The sequence below is a fragment of the Actinocorallia sp. API 0066 genome (assembly GCF_020991275.1).
Classification (GTDB): Bacteria; Actinomycetota; Actinomycetes; order Streptosporangiales; family Streptosporangiaceae; genus Actinocorallia.
On the sequence record NZ_JAJLQY010000005.1, the window covers coordinates 196,740 to 211,848 of the forward strand.

General features: G+C 67.7%; 14 protein-coding genes and 1 pseudogene. 2 read left to right on the top strand and 13 right to left on the bottom strand.

All coding sequences use genetic code 11. The features are described from left to right. Positions 1–5: 5 nt before the first annotated feature. The 12 genes and pseudogenes from LO762_RS14580 to LO762_RS14630 all read right to left on the bottom strand — a co-directional run bounded on the left by LO762_RS14580 (position 6) and on the right by LO762_RS14630 (position 11,684). Positions 6–665, bottom strand: coding sequence for a hypothetical protein (locus LO762_RS14580; RefSeq protein ID WP_230615260.1), 660 nt, complete (start codon positions 663–665; stop codon positions 6–8). 823 nt (positions 666–1,488) lie between these two features. After that, the gene (locus tag LO762_RS14585; protein ID WP_230615262.1) at positions 1,489–2,184 is read right to left on the bottom strand and encodes a hypothetical protein; all 696 of its coding nucleotides are present in this window, start codon (positions 2,182–2,184) and stop codon (positions 1,489–1,491) included. A gap of 387 nt (positions 2,185–2,571) precedes the next feature. After that, positions 2,572–3,419: pseudogene (locus LO762_RS14590) on the bottom strand (thiopeptide-type bacteriocin biosynthesis protein). Continuing rightward, positions 3,392–3,520: a hypothetical protein gene (locus tag LO762_RS32555; RefSeq protein WP_255685930.1), complete on the bottom strand. Its 129-nt coding sequence runs from the start codon at positions 3,518–3,520 to the stop codon at positions 3,392–3,394. Before LO762_RS32555 ends, LO762_RS14590 begins: the two are co-directional and overlap by 28 nt. A 51-nt stretch (positions 3,521–3,571) precedes the next feature. After that, positions 3,572–4,264 carry a lanthionine synthetase C family protein gene (locus LO762_RS14595; protein WP_308103981.1) on the bottom strand — a complete coding sequence of 231 codons (693 nt, stop codon included), beginning with the start codon at positions 4,262–4,264 and terminating at the stop codon, positions 3,572–3,574. A 21-nt stretch (positions 4,265–4,285) separates the two neighbouring features. After that, on the bottom strand, positions 4,286–6,235 hold the full coding sequence (locus LO762_RS14600) for a helicase HerA domain-containing protein (protein ID WP_230615266.1): 1,950 nt from the start codon (positions 6,233–6,235) through the stop codon (positions 4,286–4,288). 112 nt (positions 6,236–6,347) lie between these two features. Further along, positions 6,348–7,952 carry a VirB4 family type IV secretion system protein gene (locus LO762_RS14605; protein ID WP_230615268.1) on the bottom strand — a complete coding sequence of 535 codons (1,605 nt, stop codon included), beginning with the start codon at positions 7,950–7,952 and terminating at the stop codon, positions 6,348–6,350. Continuing rightward, positions 7,949–8,935 (bottom strand): PrgI family protein, encoded by a 987-nt coding sequence (locus LO762_RS14610; protein WP_230615270.1) that lies wholly within the window; start codon positions 8,933–8,935, stop codon positions 7,949–7,951. Before LO762_RS14610 ends, LO762_RS14605 begins: the two co-directional genes overlap by 4 nt. 177 nt (positions 8,936–9,112) lie before the next feature. Beyond that, positions 9,113–10,141: a hypothetical protein gene (locus LO762_RS14615; RefSeq protein WP_230615272.1), complete on the bottom strand. Its 1,029-nt coding sequence runs from the start codon at positions 10,139–10,141 to the stop codon at positions 9,113–9,115. Positions 10,142–10,145: 4 nt separating this feature from the next. Continuing rightward, positions 10,146–10,472: a hypothetical protein gene (locus tag LO762_RS14620; protein ID WP_230615274.1), complete on the bottom strand. Its 327-nt coding sequence runs from the start codon at positions 10,470–10,472 to the stop codon at positions 10,146–10,148. 81 nt (positions 10,473–10,553) lie between these two features. After that, a complete protein-coding gene (locus LO762_RS14625; RefSeq protein ID WP_230615276.1) occupies positions 10,554–10,859 on the bottom strand; it encodes a hypothetical protein in 306 nt (101 codons plus the stop codon). Between the two features lie 360 nt (positions 10,860–11,219). After that, a complete protein-coding gene (locus tag LO762_RS14630) occupies positions 11,220–11,684 on the bottom strand; it encodes a hypothetical protein (RefSeq protein ID WP_230615278.1) in 465 nt (154 codons plus the stop codon). Between the two features lie 448 nt (positions 11,685–12,132). On the opposite strand from LO762_RS14630, the gene LO762_RS14635 reads away from it, so the two are divergent. Further along, positions 12,133–12,837: an AbiV family abortive infection protein gene (locus LO762_RS14635; protein ID WP_230615280.1), complete on the top strand. Its 705-nt coding sequence runs from the start codon at positions 12,133–12,135 to the stop codon at positions 12,835–12,837. A 67-nt stretch (positions 12,838–12,904) separates the two neighbouring features. Here LO762_RS14635 and LO762_RS14640 read toward each other — a convergent pair whose 3' ends face one another. Continuing rightward, positions 12,905–13,804 (bottom strand): PIN domain-containing protein, encoded by a 900-nt coding sequence (locus LO762_RS14640; RefSeq protein WP_230615283.1) that lies wholly within the window; start codon positions 13,802–13,804, stop codon positions 12,905–12,907. 268 nt (positions 13,805–14,072) lie between these two features. Between LO762_RS14640 and LO762_RS14645 the strand changes: the two genes are divergently transcribed. After that, on the top strand, positions 14,073–15,029 hold the full coding sequence (locus LO762_RS14645; RefSeq protein ID WP_230615285.1) for a hypothetical protein: 957 nt from the start codon (positions 14,073–14,075) through the stop codon (positions 15,027–15,029). Positions 15,030–15,109 lie beyond the last annotated feature (80 nt).

The window sequence follows — 15,109 nt, forward strand, 5'->3', positions numbered from 1 at the left end:
AGAGGTCAGCTCCTGGAGGTGGTTGTGCGGCCGGGACCGAAGCGTGAAGTGATCGTAGTGCGGAGAGTTCCCGCACGCAGCTGAAACCCGACATGGCCTGTATAGAGGGGGGCCTGTTCAGGAGAGATCCCGAACGCACCGAGGAGGACTCGCGGGAAGAAGCGCTGTTGGCTGCCGTCCCAGTTCCAGTCGGTCACGCCATCGGCGCGGTCAGGCATCACGAAGACGCAGGGAGGCGGCGTCGTCACATCATCGAATGTCACGGCGTGCTCGATCTTCGGGCAGACCCGCTGGCCGCTCCCGCAGAGATGGTTATGGAAGATCACTCCGTCGAGGGTGTCCGGGTAGTCCCCAAAAAACCGTTGACGAAGTCGATTAATGCCCTTTGCGACGTGCCCGCCTGGCGAATACCGCATGCTGTCGCAGAGCCACCACAGGTACGTTTCTCGAGCCCATTCAGGGGCTCGCCACTGGACGCTGCTGTGCTTGCCGTCGGGACAGCCTTTCTGGATCACCGCCACGTCCCCGAAGCCATTGATAGTCAAGCGGTAAATCGTGTCGTCGCCGTACTTGGGCTGCTCGAGACCGTCGATTACGCCCGCGGCGCGCATGCCCTTGAAGGTGTTGGCGAGGAAAAGCTTCCGATCCGCAACGCTGGCGCTCATGCTACCTCGTAGGTTCTCGATAGCCGAAGGCAGCGCCGCTGCGAATTCCCCGGTCGTCAGCCCGTACCGGGCTAGGAGAGAATCCTCGCCACTCAGCTCTCGCATAAGCCGGACAACGGAATCTACGACGTCCTTCGGAGGTGCCCCAGCGTGCCGGCATGGCAAAGACTCCTCGGTGCCCATGAATACCCCTGCCTCCATCCGACATGCCTGGACAGCGCTCGTTAACGATCAAGGAGTCGCTCGAGTCCGGCTGGTCGCTCTCAGCTCACAGCTTGACCGCCACCACGATACCGACCGCGTCTGACAACTAGCGAGATCGCGCCCATCTGTGATCTTCATCTGCCCGCGGCGATCGCTTACGGCTCAGCCGATCTCCACGACCATCAGGGCCGCGGGACCCTCGACCGGGTTGCCGTCGTCGGCAGAGGCCGTCACGCCCCCTGCTCCGCCTGTACCAACGCGGATGCGGTCGACCGTCCTGAGGAACCCACGCCGTCGGGGTGACCTTCAAGCACCCCCGTGACTTCCGACGCCGGGGCATGGGACAGGACCATCGTGAACGTCCGTGACGCGTACCGAGGAACAGGGTTCCAACGTATCGCTGCGGATCTTGTTGGGGCTGGCTGAGCGTGTAAGCGAGAACCAGATGCACGGACTCATACAGTCACAGGTGACCAGGATCACCGAGACGTCAGGGGCGTTCTCTGATGAGGCGGGCAACGACCGCAGCAGGAGACAGCGACCTCCGCCTCGCTCCTGGATTAAGGACAGGATGAGCTTCCCCCGTTTTCACAGGCTCGATGCGATCGATGATCGCGTTCTAATCTCCGAGGAGACTACGCAGTCGGGTTTCGGCCTGTGCTACGGCGAGATGCAGCGAATCCATTAGTTCAACGTCGAGGTTCTCGCCGCCGAGGGACGAGGCTTCGACCGTGCGGGTCAGATGGTCCTGCGTGGTAATGGCCATCCCAGAACGGGCTACAGGGTGCGCGAGCGCGTCTTTCGCTGCGTAACTGTCCTCGGCCGAGCTGCGGAGGATCTCATGGATGAGGGCTCGGGCCTCAATGGAGGAAGCGCCGCACATGGTGCTGAGGGCGGTTAGGCCGACTCGGGCAGCGAACAACCTTGTCGGTGGACTGGAGTTAGCGACCAGCTCGTGCACCAGTTTCAGATCCGGTTGCGGCTGCGTCGGCATGGTGCCGATGGCTGCGCTGCAGATCTGCCTCAGGACGGTGCTGACTGCGAGCTCCCAATGCTCGGCCGGGGTTGACTGGTCGAGGATCTGGAGGGCGTGATCAGGTTGTCCGTCCTTGAGGCGGGCGATGATCGAGACTTGGCGGCCGTCCAGGAGGCGGGAGCCGATCCCGCGGTGGGTAGTCGTGAGTCGTTCGGCTTCTTTCCAACGGCCAGCGGTGATGAGGGCGCGGGTGCCGTCGGCGAGGAGGGCGGCCCAGGTGGCGGTGCATACGGTCTTGTGGTCTGCTGCGGTGCGGATGAGTCTTCCGAAGTCGACCATGTGATCGTCGAACAGGGCGGATTCGCGGCAGAGGGCGGCGGCGTGGAGGGCTTCGAGGGCGGCGTGCGCTTGCTCGGGGCGGCCCTATCGGATCATTTGCCGGGCGATGTTCAGGCTGGATAGCGAGTTCGAGGGCCTTGCTGGTGAGAGTGCCTACGCGGACGAAGACGGCGTAGTGGCGCCAGCACAAGGATCGCGCCAGGTCGGGCATGCCGACGTCGGAGGCGATGAGTGCGGCCTTGTTGAGTACTTCGGCCTGATGGGCGGCGGAGTAGCGTCCGCGGGTCGCGAGGTTGGTGAGTTCCTTGATGCGGGTGGCGAGCGGGAGGCCGGGTGGGCGGGGGCGTTGGACGAGGGGGAACCAGGTGAGTGCGAGGTCTTGGTCGATCATGGTGCCGCCGTAGGGTCGGGGCCGAAGATGGCGAGCTTGGCGGTGCCGGCGAGTACGGCCTGGGTTCGGTACGGGAGGCCGAGGCGGTTCCAGGAGAAGACGATGTGGTGGGTGAGGACGTCTCGGAGGCCGCGGCGCAGATGGCCGTCTGCCGCGAGGTCGGCGAAGCGACGTCCGGCGTTGGAGAGGTCTTCTGCCCAGCTCGCGGCGAGTGTCAGGAAGGCGGATTCCTCGGTCACGGGGGTGATGTCGACGCTCAGAAGGCGCCGTAGTGACTGCTCCAGCGCGGGGACTCCGCTCCGTGGGCTCGGGTCGGGCTGCGGGCGGTGGTCGACTACTCGGGCAGCCCATACGTCGCCCTGTTCGTACCAGCCGAGGGTCGCGCCGCGCAGGAGCCCGGTGCCGATCAGGACGGCGAGCTCTCTTCGGTGGTCTTGGTCGGCCGGCCTGGCGAAGGAGGACAGGGCGTGCTTGCTGTCGAGGTGGAAGAGGTCATCCCAGCGTCGCCCCCGAAGGCGTGGACCTCGGGGTCGTAGACGACCGCGGTCGTGCCGGTGACGAGGCCGTGGTCTTTGAGTTCGTCGAGTTGTGCGGGTAGCGAGTCGGGCGGGCTGTCAGAGTGCGGCAGGTAGCGGAGGCGCCAGGCGGGCCGCTTGCGGATAAAGAACCAGTGCGAGATCTGTCCGTGGGACTCTGCGCGGTCGAGTAGCGGAGCTAGGTAGGTGGCGGCGGTTGCTTCGGCCGCTGTCCAGTCTGGAAAAGCGATGTTGAGTTGGCGCCAGGAGTGATCTTCGGGCATTGGCGGTCTCCGGGGGTTCAGGCGAGCAGCAGCACGGAGTCCCATGCTGAGAGGGGGGCTTGTGCGGTGCCGATGGTGTGGAGGGCGAGCGCGACTCCGGCGGCTCCGTCGAGGAACTCCGGATCGCCTGAGACGTCCGTGCTCATCTCGATCAGCTGGTCGGTGAGCGTGCCCAGTTCGTGGGCGAGATCAGGGCTTTAGGCGTCGGAGGCGACCCTCCATGAGACGTGCAGGAGCCCGGCCATCCCGTGGCACAGCCCGGTGCCGGGGAGGCGCAGGAGTTGACCTGGCTCTCGGAGCGTCCGCAGGAGAGCGTCCTCGGCGTCGCGCTGGCGGGCGAGATCGTGGAGGGCCATTCCGCTGATGCCGTAGCACCAGGACGGGCGGGGGCGCGAGGACGGGTCGACGGTTCCCCGCTCGTGCTGGGCCAGGTCGATGAATCCGGGCCACCAGGTCAGGGAGGCGTCGTCCTGGCGCCAGCGACCGGTCCATGAGCAGAGCTGTTGGATCGTCTCTGGGCTTCCCGGTATGAGATGGCCTTCTAGTTCGGCGATGGAGAGAAGGGCGACGACTGCGCCGATGCCGTGGGCGACGCCGAGGTTGCCGTGCCCGCCGGGGAACTCGGGGGCGGGGTCGCCGTTCGGAGATACCTCTGTCCACCGCGGGGGAAGCTTCGCCGGACCGAGCAGTGGCTCTGTGAGTCGAACGAGGTAGGTGAGGATGTCTCGAGTGATCGGGTGCTCGGGGTGGTGGCGCAGGTGGTAGATCCCGAGGCTGGTCAGACCTCGGATGAGGTCGAACTCTTTCATCTCCGGTTGGGCGCTGGCCTTGATGCGGGAATCGGCGTCGGCGAGGCGCGAGCGGGTAGGCGCGGGCCTCAGCGAGCAGATCGGAGATGGTCCCGGGCAGGTTCAGGAAGTTGTGGGCCTCGTCGATGTAGGCGGCACGGTCTCTTCGCTGGTCTTCCGGTATCCGGGCGCGCGGCAGGACCGACTGCCAGGTGTGGGCGAGTAGGAGCGAGCCGAGCAGACGCGCGGCGTCCTCTCCGAGGACTCCTTTGGGCAAGCGGGCCAGGACCAGGCCGCCCGAGTCCAGGAGGCGCGCGACGTCGAACGTCGAGGTCCCCCCGGACAGGGCGTCGCGGACGAAGGGCGGAGCAGGACTGCGCGGAGCTTGTTCATGGCCGGGCCGATCACTGCGGCCCGGGACGACGGGGTCAGGTCGTCGTAGGCGGACCAGAACCCGCTCAGTAGCTCGTCACGGACTCGCCCCACGACGCGCGCCCGGTAAGGCGTGTCCGTCAACAGCTTGGGGATATCCGCGAGGGTCGCGGCGTCGCCGTGGGCCTGGACGAGGGTGAGGCAGGCCGAGCGCATGAGGTCGTCCAGCCGCGGGCCCCACGAGGAGGAGAAGCAGCGGCGGAAGATCGTCACGACGGAGTCGACCGCGAAGGCGGTGTCGGGGTCGGCGAGCACGTTGAGGCACGGAGGCGGCCCGGCCTCGCCAGGATCGAGGATCACCGTTCTGTCCATGACCCGCTCCGGGGCCCGATCGAGGACGTCGTTGATCAGGTCGCCTTTGGGGTCGATGACGAGCGCACGTCCGGCGCGGGCGTCGGCGAGGATCAGATTGGCCAGGAAGGTGCTCTTGCCGACGCCGGTCTGCCCGAGGACGTGCAGATGCTGGCGGGCGCCTGCGACGCCGACTGTGACCGGGCACCGGTGGCCGGTCTCGGCGTCGCCGAGTACCCGGGTGTCCAGCGCGCCTCCGGTCGGCACGGCGGGAGAAGGGGCGACCGAGCGGGCACCAGCGCGGGAGACGCCGGGAACGGCCGCGTCGTAGGGCAGGTGAGCAAGCACCGCGAGTTCGGGCACCGACAGCAGGAAGCCCCGGTCAAGACGCCGCTGGTTGAGGCGGGTCCGCTGCCGAAAGCGTCGCATCCGGCGTAGGTACTGGTGGCCCGAGGAGAACAGCGCGAACGTCGACGCGACCTCGTGCGCTCTCCCCCGGAGCCGCCCTCGGGCGGCCGCCTCGTCGCCCCGCTCAATGCTCACGGCGAATCCGATCTGGACCTCGTAGCGAGGCGATGCCGCCTTGGCGAGGATCGCCCGGACCTCGTCGGCGCGTTCCGGGAACTGCCGGGCTAGGTCTCCTGGGCTCGTGTTCGTGGGACGGGGCGTGAACAGGTTGAAGAGGTGGCCGCGCAAGGTCTGGGTGAGGCTGGTCCGCAGCGCGGCGGCGGCTCGGTTGGCTTTGCGCAGCCGACGGCCCGTGACCGGGCGCGCGAGCACCTGGACGGTGATCTGCTCACCTGGACGCAGCCCAGCGACCGTGCCGAGGAGCGCCCGCAAGGGATCGCTGCGGAAGTCGGCGCGGAGCGGGAAGTGGTCTTCACGGGCGAGCCGCATCCCTCCCGACCGGCTGGCGATGGAGGTCCTGACGAGCGGTTCGACGGGGCTGGTGGTGACCGACGCGCCCGGCCACGCCCACCGGATCGTCTTCTCGACCAGGCCCGGTGGCACGGTGCCGGGCACCCGGACCTGGATGCGGACGCCGGAGGAGTCGGCGACGTGCTCCCAGCCGATCGGTGGCTGCCCGAGGGAGGCTCGCTTCCACCAGGGCGAGGTGAGCCCGATGAGATGTGACCACCAAGCCGCGGCGCTGTCGGTCTCGACGTGGGGTGGAACGGAGATCTCGACCAACCGCGCGCCCTCTGCGAAGCGGACCGCTCTCCACCGGCTGAGGACGAACCGGCCTCCGAGGACCGCGGTCAGCCATGAAGCGGACGCGGCGGTGATGAGGGGCCCGTTCGCCGAGGCGAAGGCGAGGACGTCGACGGGCCCGGGGATGAGGAAGCTCATAGCGGGTCGGCCTCGCCCTCGAAGAGCTCGGCGGGGTTGGTGGTGGCGAGGGCGTGTTCGTAAGCGGAGGCCACCGAGGAGAACGCGGCGCGTTCTCTGGACCCTCCGCAAACTAGCCCATCGCCCTGACGGGCCGAGAGCAGGTAGGAGCGTTCTCCCTCGGTGAGGCCGAAGGCTTGGCCGATCGCTTCGATCGCGTGCGGCGCCTGGCGAAGGAGGATCTGGGTGGCGGCGTTGGCGATGACGGCGCGGCCGAGGTCGGAGCTGAGCAGGTCGGCGGCGTCCTGGGTGACCACGGGAGCCCGGTCCAGTACTTGCGGGCGGACTTGGCCAGCCGGGCGAGGAACTTCGCGCCTTCGGCCTCGCGCATGAGCGTCCACGCCTCGTCGACGACGACCAGCCGCCGGCGCCGCTCGGAGGAGTCGGCGACTCTGCGCCAGATCGCGTCCAGGGCGAGGAGCATCGCGACCGGGCGGGTCTCCTCAGCCAGGTCTCGCAGGGAGAAGACGATGAGGTGGCCTTGGGGCCTGGTGGTCGTCGGCCCCGCGAACAGCCCCCGGTAGGAGCCGGATGTGTAGGGGGTAAGCCGTGCGGCGAGGTTCTTGGACTCGTCGTCGGCGGCGACCTCCATCGTCGCGAGATCACGGAGGAGCGGTGCCTCCTTCTTCCAGGTGCGGCGGTCGCTGGTGATCCCGTGGGCGGCGTAGGTGGCCATGACGGCCTTGTCGAGCGCGGCCTTGGCCGCTGGGTTGAGCGGCTCACCGAGCATGGCCGCGACCAGGGTCTGGATGAACAGGGCCCTTCGGTCGAAGGTGTCGTCTCCCTGGCCTTCGGGCAGGTCGAACGGGTTGAAGCACACACCGGGCGCCCCGAGCGCGATACGTGTTCCGCCGACGGCTTCGGCCAGGCGGCGGTACTCGCCCTCAGGGTCCACGACCGCGATCTCGACGCGGTGGTAGAGCAGCCGCAGGATCTCCAGCTTGGTCAGGTATGACTTGCCCGCGCCCGACCGTGCGAGCGTCACGGAGTTGTAGTTGTGGTGGGCGAACCTGTCCCAGAGCACGACACCCGAGGAGTAGGCGTTGAGGCCCAGCAGAACGGGCGTGTCCGCGAGCTTGGGCCGTAGGTCCGGCGAGGCGAACGGGAACCCGGCCGAGAGCGCGCTGGTGTCGAAGGTGCGCTGAGCTTTCACGGCGTCGTCAGCCAGGGGAAGCGTGGTCGTCCAACCTTGAAGGGCGCGGAACGTCACGGGCTGCGCGTCCAGCAGGAGTGACGCGGCCAACGCGCGCACGTGGTGGGTCTCGGCTTCCAGCGCCTCGGCATCCGCGGCGTGAACGGTGAGGTAGAGCCCGACCCGGAAGAGACGGCCGTGTCCTCGGGCGAGCGACGCGGCCAGGTCCGCGGTGTCCTCGGTGGCGGCCTCGCTCGCGAAGTCGGCCGTGCGGGCGCTGGCGTTCACGCTTTCCAGCCGGGCGAGCTGCCGCTTGAGGCGCTGCGCGGCGATCAGGGGCGGGATGGGCTCGATGTGGAGGGCGACGTCGAGGCGACCCGGGTAGCCGGTGAGCGGTTCCAGCCAGGCCGCGCCGACTTCTCTCGGGTAGCCGGCGATGGCGAAGGAGGCGCACACGCTCTCACCGAACTCCAGCATCTGGGCGCCGATCCGCAGCGACGGCTGGGGCAGCGGCCCGGCCTCGTCGGCGACGTACGACGGTTTCATGCGGTCTCCTCGTGCAGCGTGATGACGTCTTCGGGATGCGCTGTGCCGACCGGCTCGACGTGGCCGGGGCACAGCGCGCGGGTCATGAGGTCCTGGACCTCGGGCGCGTCGAGGACTTCGGCGACGAGTCCGAGCGCGGACAGCGAGCGGGCCGCGTCGTCGGCGCGGCGCAGGACGATCGCCGCGCTCGTCTCCCGCCGCACGCTCCGGCGGGGCTTCCTACGCACCCCGGGAATCACCCCGTTGACCACTGGTTGGGCCTCGTGTCGCAGCACGAGCAGCGCCTCTCGGGTGAGGAGGTCCTGGGTGCTGTTCAGGTCGGCGAGGAACTCGGCATGCGCGCGGGCCGCTTCCTCCAAGGCCGGGTCGGCGAGCCGGTGCGCGGTCTGAGTGATCTGCTCGGCGATCGAGGCTAGGTCGACCGGGTGCGCTCTGACGAGGATCTGGACCGGGCCGTCGAGGCTGTTCAGCCACCCGCCGAACATGGACACTAGCGAGGTCTGCTCGGCCGGTGTCCGGAGGCCGAACGGCACCGTGCTCGTGCGGACGATGACCGCTGTTCCGCCGTCGGCCAGTTCCATCACGCCGTCGGCGCGCAACGCCCGCACGGGATGACGGAACGGCGCGGGAAGCGGCCCCTTCTGCCTGCACCAGACCGGGGCCCGGTGCACCTGCACGCCTTCGGGGACGAAGGTCTTCGGGCGGCGGAGGAACGCGGCGGCGTGCGCGGCGAACTTGTCCAGGCTGATCCCGTCACGCCGTCCGGCGGCCAGCGCGAAGCCGAGCGCGATGATCGGTACGAGCACCGCGACCAGAACGGGAGTCGGAAGCGCCCGCCCGGCCAGGACGTATACCCACGTTCCCACGAGGCCGGTCACGGCGAGGATCGCGGCTTGGCGGGCGGTGAAGCCGAACAGGATCTTGTCCGGCATCTCGATGTCGGTCGGGATGCGGGCCGTCAGCGGTTCCCTTTCGGTGCTCATCGGTTTCTCCTCGGGCGGGTGTTCGGGGCCGGTCGTCGGACAGCTCGCGGCGCGGGGCGCTCCCCAGGCCGCCTCGGTGCCGGACGGCGGGGCGCGGTCGGCGGCACCCCGGACGGCCGCCTCGTCGGCTGGGGCCTGCGCGGAGCCGGATCTCGGCGGGCGGTGGCGTCCGTGCCGTCAGCTCGCGGCACCCGGCCAGAGGGCGGGCTCGGTGGTGCGGCAGCGGGCGGCGGCGTCGGCCTGGGCGGCGGCGTTCCTCCCGACGGCCGTGGGTCGTCCGGCTGCGGACGCGGCCCGGCAGGCGGCATCGGGTTTCTCGGCGGCGGCTTCGGCCCCGGTGAACTCGGTGGTTTCGGCGTCCTGGCGGCGGAGCCGCGGTTGAGGAGCTTGCCCATGCCGCGGTAGAGCACGTAGCTCTTGATCATGCTGGTGAGGAGCCGAGGCGGTTGCGCGGCCTGCCAGACGGGGCGCGCCACCCAACCCGGGGATGCGGACCAGGATGAAAAGAAGGCAGATGATCAGGAGGAGTTCGAGCAGGGCCGAGTCGTCGTCGGGGAAGAATGGCGGGTGGGTGTCGTCGCCGTCCGAGGCGACCAGGACGCGGAAGGCCGTTGCGAGGACGAAGGACTGGCAGACCTGGACGGCCAGGAGCCCTGCGAGCGCCCGCCACCACAAGCGAGCGATCCCGCTCGTCATGGGCAGGGCGTGGAACATCAGCGTGATGGGCGCGACCGCGATCACGCACATGGTCAGGGCGAGGCGCATCACGTAGGTGAAGCCCACGCACACCGCGAGCACCACCGCGACCAGCGCGACGAGGGCGATGAACACGCCCCTGGTCGCGACGGACAACAAGATCCGGTCCACGATCACGCGCGCCACGCGCGCCGGATCGATCGCCTGGCTCGCCCCCGTCAGGAACGCCCGGCTCAACCCGTTAGCGAAGGTGACCAGGTAGCCGATCAAGGAGAGGCTGATGTTCGCGCTGATAAAGGCCCACACGACCCCAGCCGCCAACTCACGAGGCGTGATGCCGCCGGGCATCGCCTGCCCGGCCATCAGCGCCGCACCGGCGAGCGTGACCAACAGAACGAAACACGTGGCCGCGATCGCCTGCGAGGTCGACCACAGCTCCCGGACCGTCGCCATCTGGCTGGATTCGACCTCGGGCGTCGCGGAGAGCGTCGAACCCAGCACCTTGGCCACCGGTTCAGCGGCCGACTTTGATGAGGTCGGTGAACCAGCCATTGATCGCGCTACTGGCGTGACAGTCGAACTCGGCGAACCCACAGTCTTCTTCCGGCTCCTCTCCGTCCTCGTCGCTGGGCGTGGTCGCTGCGGGCTCCGCTGAAGGCGTTGCCTCGGTGCTGGCCGAGGGCGACGGACTTGGACCCGGCACCGCGGGCACAGCGGCCACAGCCGAGACCGGGCGCGTCGGCCCCATACCCTCATCGCCCAGGGCGAGGACGGCACCCGTGATCAGCGCCACCGCCAGGAGGCCCCAGAGGGTCAGCCGGGCCCGCTTGAACGCCCGCACCTCAGGACCCCACGATCCTTTGGAGGAGGCCCACGAACAGCGGCGCGAGGACGGCGACGCCATAGCCCGACGCGGCGTATCTCAAGGCCCGCTTCGCCGACTCGACCTCGCCGGCATCCCGCCCGCGATCAGAAGGCGGAACCCGCCGATCGTGAGGAACAAGGTCGCCAGCCCCACCAGGAGGCCGACGACGACGTTCCTCATGTTCGTGATGACCTGGTCCAGCGAGGCCGCCGCAGCGAGCGCGGGCACCTCAGCCGCGATCACCGGGATCGTCAGGGCGGCGCCGAGGCAACCGACCGTCCACCAGGCGGTGGCCGCGACCCGCCGCCCACGCGGAGCCGGCGACGGCCCGCCCTCGGGCTGTTCATTGCGTGCGAAAGACATCTGTCGATCCCTGGTCTCCTCGTCGGGAACCTCACGGACCGAGCACGACCACGACCCGATGCGGGCCGGAAAGGGTGTCCTCCTTCGGAACCCTCGAAGTGACGATCGGCTGCAACGGGAACGGGTGACCGCCCCGGTGCTGCATCAAGCCGTGATCGTGCTCGTCATAGGTAAAGCACCCGCCTCACGACCCCGAATCGGAAAGCAGTCCGACCTTGCTGACCAGGACTTGACCTTCCTCGATCGCCCGAGCCAGCCGCGCCTCCGCCGTCTTGCGCTGCTTGTACAGGCGATCCGCGGGTACCCCGGCAGCCTTCGCGAAGTCCTGGAGCGACTGCCGCTCCAGCCGCGTCGCATTGATCAGCTCCGCCGCCCGCGCCGAGATCGCCCCGACCCGAACCGCCTCGGCACCGGCTCCTGCCCGATCGCCCCTTCACCGCTCGCGGCGACCTCGTCCAGGACGTCGAGTGCCTCACGCCGCATCACGTGCCGCGTCTCCCGTCCCCGCGCCCGCAGCGCACCCTTCCGCGCCCACAGCAGCAACCGCGCCACCACGTGCGGACGCCCGAGATCGATCTGCTGAAGCTGCGCCACGAACTCCGCGACCGCCTCGGACACGATGTCCTCCGCCAGCCCCGGCGCGCACTTGTGCGACGCCCTCGCCACGACGTTCCTCAGCCCCGGCAACGCCAGCCCCACACACCCGATCACCCACTCCGGCCGCCCTGTCCGCGCCCGAGTCACCATCTCCCGCCACACCGCGTCCTTCACCTCATCCGCGCACCCGCCCTTCAGAAGCAGGCTGCCCAGCTCAGCGAGATCCACAGGCCGAGCCGGAAGCCACCCCCACCGATCCCCCCCGCAATACAGCCCCAGCGGCTCCGGCCCCTCCACCAGGACCCGGAAGACCTTCTCCGCACACACGAGAGCGTTCCCGGCCACACCCTGACCACCAGACATCGCGACTCCTTCCGAAGAGATGAGGCCGCTAGATCTCCACCACCGCCCGGTAGCTTCCGGGTGCTTTCGACGTGGTCGGTCCTCCCACCGGCCGCTGCCTGAGAACACGTGAGGGCCCTCTCCTCCGCTCGTCCTGGCGTCCTACGGGGTAGTTACTCAAAGTCCCTGCCAAGTCACTGACAGGCCGCTGAGCTGCGGAGATGCTGCGCGGACAGCAAGGAAGCCATCTTTCGACAAAGCGACAGGGCACGCAGCACCGCTCGAGGTCAGATCCCGGGCTGCCCTGCCGGGCGATCCGAGGCAGACTCTCTCCATGGTCGAGATGAGCCCTGGGCAGGCACGCGAATACTGGAAAGCTCTGATGGACAACGCCACCTCACTGCTCAAGGACTCCTATCTCCTGTTGTCTGCCGAGTCCTTCGGGAGGGCGCGGTCTCTCATGGTCCTTGCGCAAGAAGAGCTCGGCAAAGCCCTATGGATCTACGACGCCTTCGAGGATGCTTGGAGCCAGGGGGACGAGACCCCTCGGGCTGTGGCCAAGCTGGCCCAGCACGGGCGGAGCCACACGAAGAAGTACTTCGAAGCCGCGGTCTACAGCACCGAGCTTGACGGCTTCTGGGGCGACCACAGCCGCACTGCTGATCTTGGTGCAAGCCCCGAAGCATGGGACGCGCACTTCGCCCGACAGCACACCCAAGCCGAAGCCGCTGCCCGTGAAGCCAATGCCGCGAAACAGCAAGGCTTCTACGTCGATCGTGACAGCAACGGAACGATCTCTTCTCCTTCGGCAATCCCCGCTGGGACAACGGCGAAGGACCTGAGAGTCGCCGCCCAGGTGATCGAGATGCTGCTCATCAACGACCACGTTCGGATGAAGCACACGGCCGTCACGCCCTACGACAGCACCCACGACCAACAGTTCCGGTTGCTGCCCATCTCTCACCCTGAAGACTGGGAAGCCTTCGTTCGTTCACGCGACGGTGGACCGAACGACGCGGAAGCCCAGCCCAGCGAGTAACGAGCGGCTTCGTCTCAGTTCTCCACTCGCATAGGGTCCGGTCAGGTGGCGGTCAGCCGGTTGCCTCTCACCCTCTCTTCCCGCGGCTCTGCTGGGGCGGTCCCATATCGGCGTCTGGTTCGTTTTCGACGGGTCTGGTCAGATGGAGGGTCTTCAGGCCTTCGGTTCGGGCTTGGAGTGCCTGGTGGGTGTCGTAGGTGACGAAGATGAGTCTTTGGCTTGCGAGCCGAGAGACAGTCAGGGCACTACTGACGATCTCGGCGTCGTCGTCGTCGAGAGGGACGTGGTGCAGCGGGTCAACGAGCGCTTCGACGGTGACGAGTCCTCGGCGAGTCTCCGGAATCCCGGCGGAAAGGCGGGGCTTATGCAGGATTCCGGTCTCGTTTCCCTGGTCGACGCGGTCGGCCAGGACGGCGAGAGTGTAGCCGCCGTGGAAGCGCAGGTGCTGGTTCCTGGACTCCTTATGGCGGTCGAGCTCCTTCACGACGACGGGTGGGAAGAGAAGGTGGATGTCGTGGTTGGTGAGGCCGAACGCGCTGGCGAGGTCGGCGTCCTCGAGCTTGGAGGGATAGGTGCAGTAGAACGTGGTGTCGCAGACGACGAATATGGCGTCTCGGTTAGGCCACCGGGTGTCGAGGAACTCCAGGGCCTGGCAGGCTTCGCCAAGGTTGGTGACCGCCTCCTCGACTTCGACGCGCACCAAGTCGAACGCCGTGGCGCTGTCTATGCCAGCAAAGTTGACACCGTGCAGGGCCCAGAAGCGGGGTGTGCGGATGAGCCGGTCGAGGTCGGCCGAGCTGATCACGTTGCGCAGCTGTCGCTCGGTGTCGACGACCCACTGAAGGTACTTGGCGTGAAGGACGGACGCGGTCTGGAATCCCGACAGGTTCCGGCCTTTGGTCTCTGCCTCGCGGAGCGTCTGGATGAGGTCGTGCCGACGCATGCCGGCAAGTGGGTTGATCAGCACGGGGACGAGCCTGGCAGAGAGCCATGACGCTCCGCACATCGTTTTCGTGTCCGCGGTCCGCCATTCAGAGGCTGGGGAACACCGCTCAGCCAGACGATTGACCCGCTCGTTACCGAGCCGAAGCCGTTCCCGCCCGCTACCGATAATTCCTGCACCGATCCTCCTCGCAGGCCGGTCCGAGCGGGAGTACCCGCACGGTGCCCCGGCGCGACTCCCCATGATGGAAATCGCTTCTCCCTGGTCGGCGCCTTCTGGCAGGGTTGGGTTCGTGACAGGCGAGGGTGATGCCAGCAAGTACGACGAGGCGTGGGCAAGGGAAATGGTCCTCCAGATACATCGAGGCAGACAGGAGGCGCATCAGCGCCGCGACGCGCTCGCGGCAGCGGTCGACGAGATAGCTGACGGATTCACGAAGTTGGGCCTCGAGCCTTGGGCAATGGGCGGAAAGAGCCCAGCGCGAGAGGACGTGAAGGCACCCGACGTTCTGCTCGGGGACCGCGCCGAGCCAGCCGCAAAGATTCTCAGATATGAATCAGAGGTCAACATCCTGAGCGCCGCCGATCAGCTTCGGGGGTTCGCCGTCCTGCTTCGCGCGGAGGCATCTTTGATGGGCGCGGTCTCGGTCGCACGCGGGATCTTCGAGGCGTGCCTATGGGCCACAGCGGTGATCGACCCGACCATCACGACTGATGAGCGTCTGAAACGCGCCCTGACCCGTCGCCTCGCACGGCTCTCGGCAGGTATCCGTCTCACAGAAATGCTCGGCGATGGCGTCGCTGACGCTAACCATGTCATCGACAACAACGGTGACGACGAGCACGGTTCCAACCGTGATCCCGCCAAGGACATCGCCGACATCTTGATCTACGCCAAGGACCGGGGCTGGCCCGTGAAGAAGGGCCGTCGCGCTTCCGAGATCACGCCCCTTTCGATTGACTGGCTCAGCGAAAACCTCGAGCGCCGAATCGGCATCGAAGGGTATGCCTGGACAAGCGGGTCATCGATGGCGCACGGCGAGCATGCCGCCGACACGGCCTCCTGGGTTGAGCTATCCCAAACCCTTGGCACGGCTCCGGCGTGGTTGATCCAATTGTGGTCGACCGGCGCTTGGGCGGGGCCGCGCCTCTTCCTTACAACGCACGCCACCTACACAGGGAGAACGAGCCTAAGGCCGGAATATTCGCGATTCGAGAAGTTGTTCTGGGATCGGGGCCGCAAGAGCTAAGGGCTTGCAGACTATTGAGGTTTTGCATTAAGTCTCATAGTTCGTTGATGCAGTAGTCGCTGGGTATCAGACTTTCGAGT

What these genes read in the sequence shown, in the direction of transcription:
- LO762_RS14600 (WP_230615266.1), bottom strand. Translation starts at nt 6,235, where the DNA reads ATGAGCTTCCTCATCCCCGGGCCCGTCGACGTCCTCGCCTTCGCCTCG.
- LO762_RS32555 (WP_255685930.1), bottom strand. Translation starts at nt 3,520, where the DNA reads ATGAGCACGGACGTCTCAGGCGATCCGGAGTTCCTCGACGGAGCCGCC.
- LO762_RS14610 (WP_230615270.1), bottom strand. Translation starts at nt 8,935, where the DNA reads ATGAGCACCGAAAGGGAACCGCTGACGGCCCGCATCCCGACCGACATC.
- LO762_RS14585 (WP_230615262.1), bottom strand. Translation starts at nt 2,184, where the DNA reads ATGGTCGACTTCGGAAGACTCATCCGCACCGCAGCAGACCACAAGACC.
- LO762_RS14605 (WP_230615268.1), bottom strand. Translation starts at nt 7,952, where the DNA reads ATGAAACCGTCGTACGTCGCCGACGAGGCCGGGCCGCTGCCCCAGCCG.
- LO762_RS14625 (WP_230615276.1), bottom strand. Translation starts at nt 10,859, where the DNA reads ATGTCTTTCGCACGCAATGAACAGCCCGAGGGCGGGCCGTCGCCGGCT.
- LO762_RS14580 (WP_230615260.1), bottom strand. Translation starts at nt 665, where the DNA reads ATGAGCGCCAGCGTTGCGGATCGGAAGCTTTTCCTCGCCAACACCTTC.
- LO762_RS14635 (WP_230615280.1), top strand. Translation starts at nt 12,133, where the DNA reads ATGGTCGAGATGAGCCCTGGGCAGGCACGCGAATACTGGAAAGCTCTG.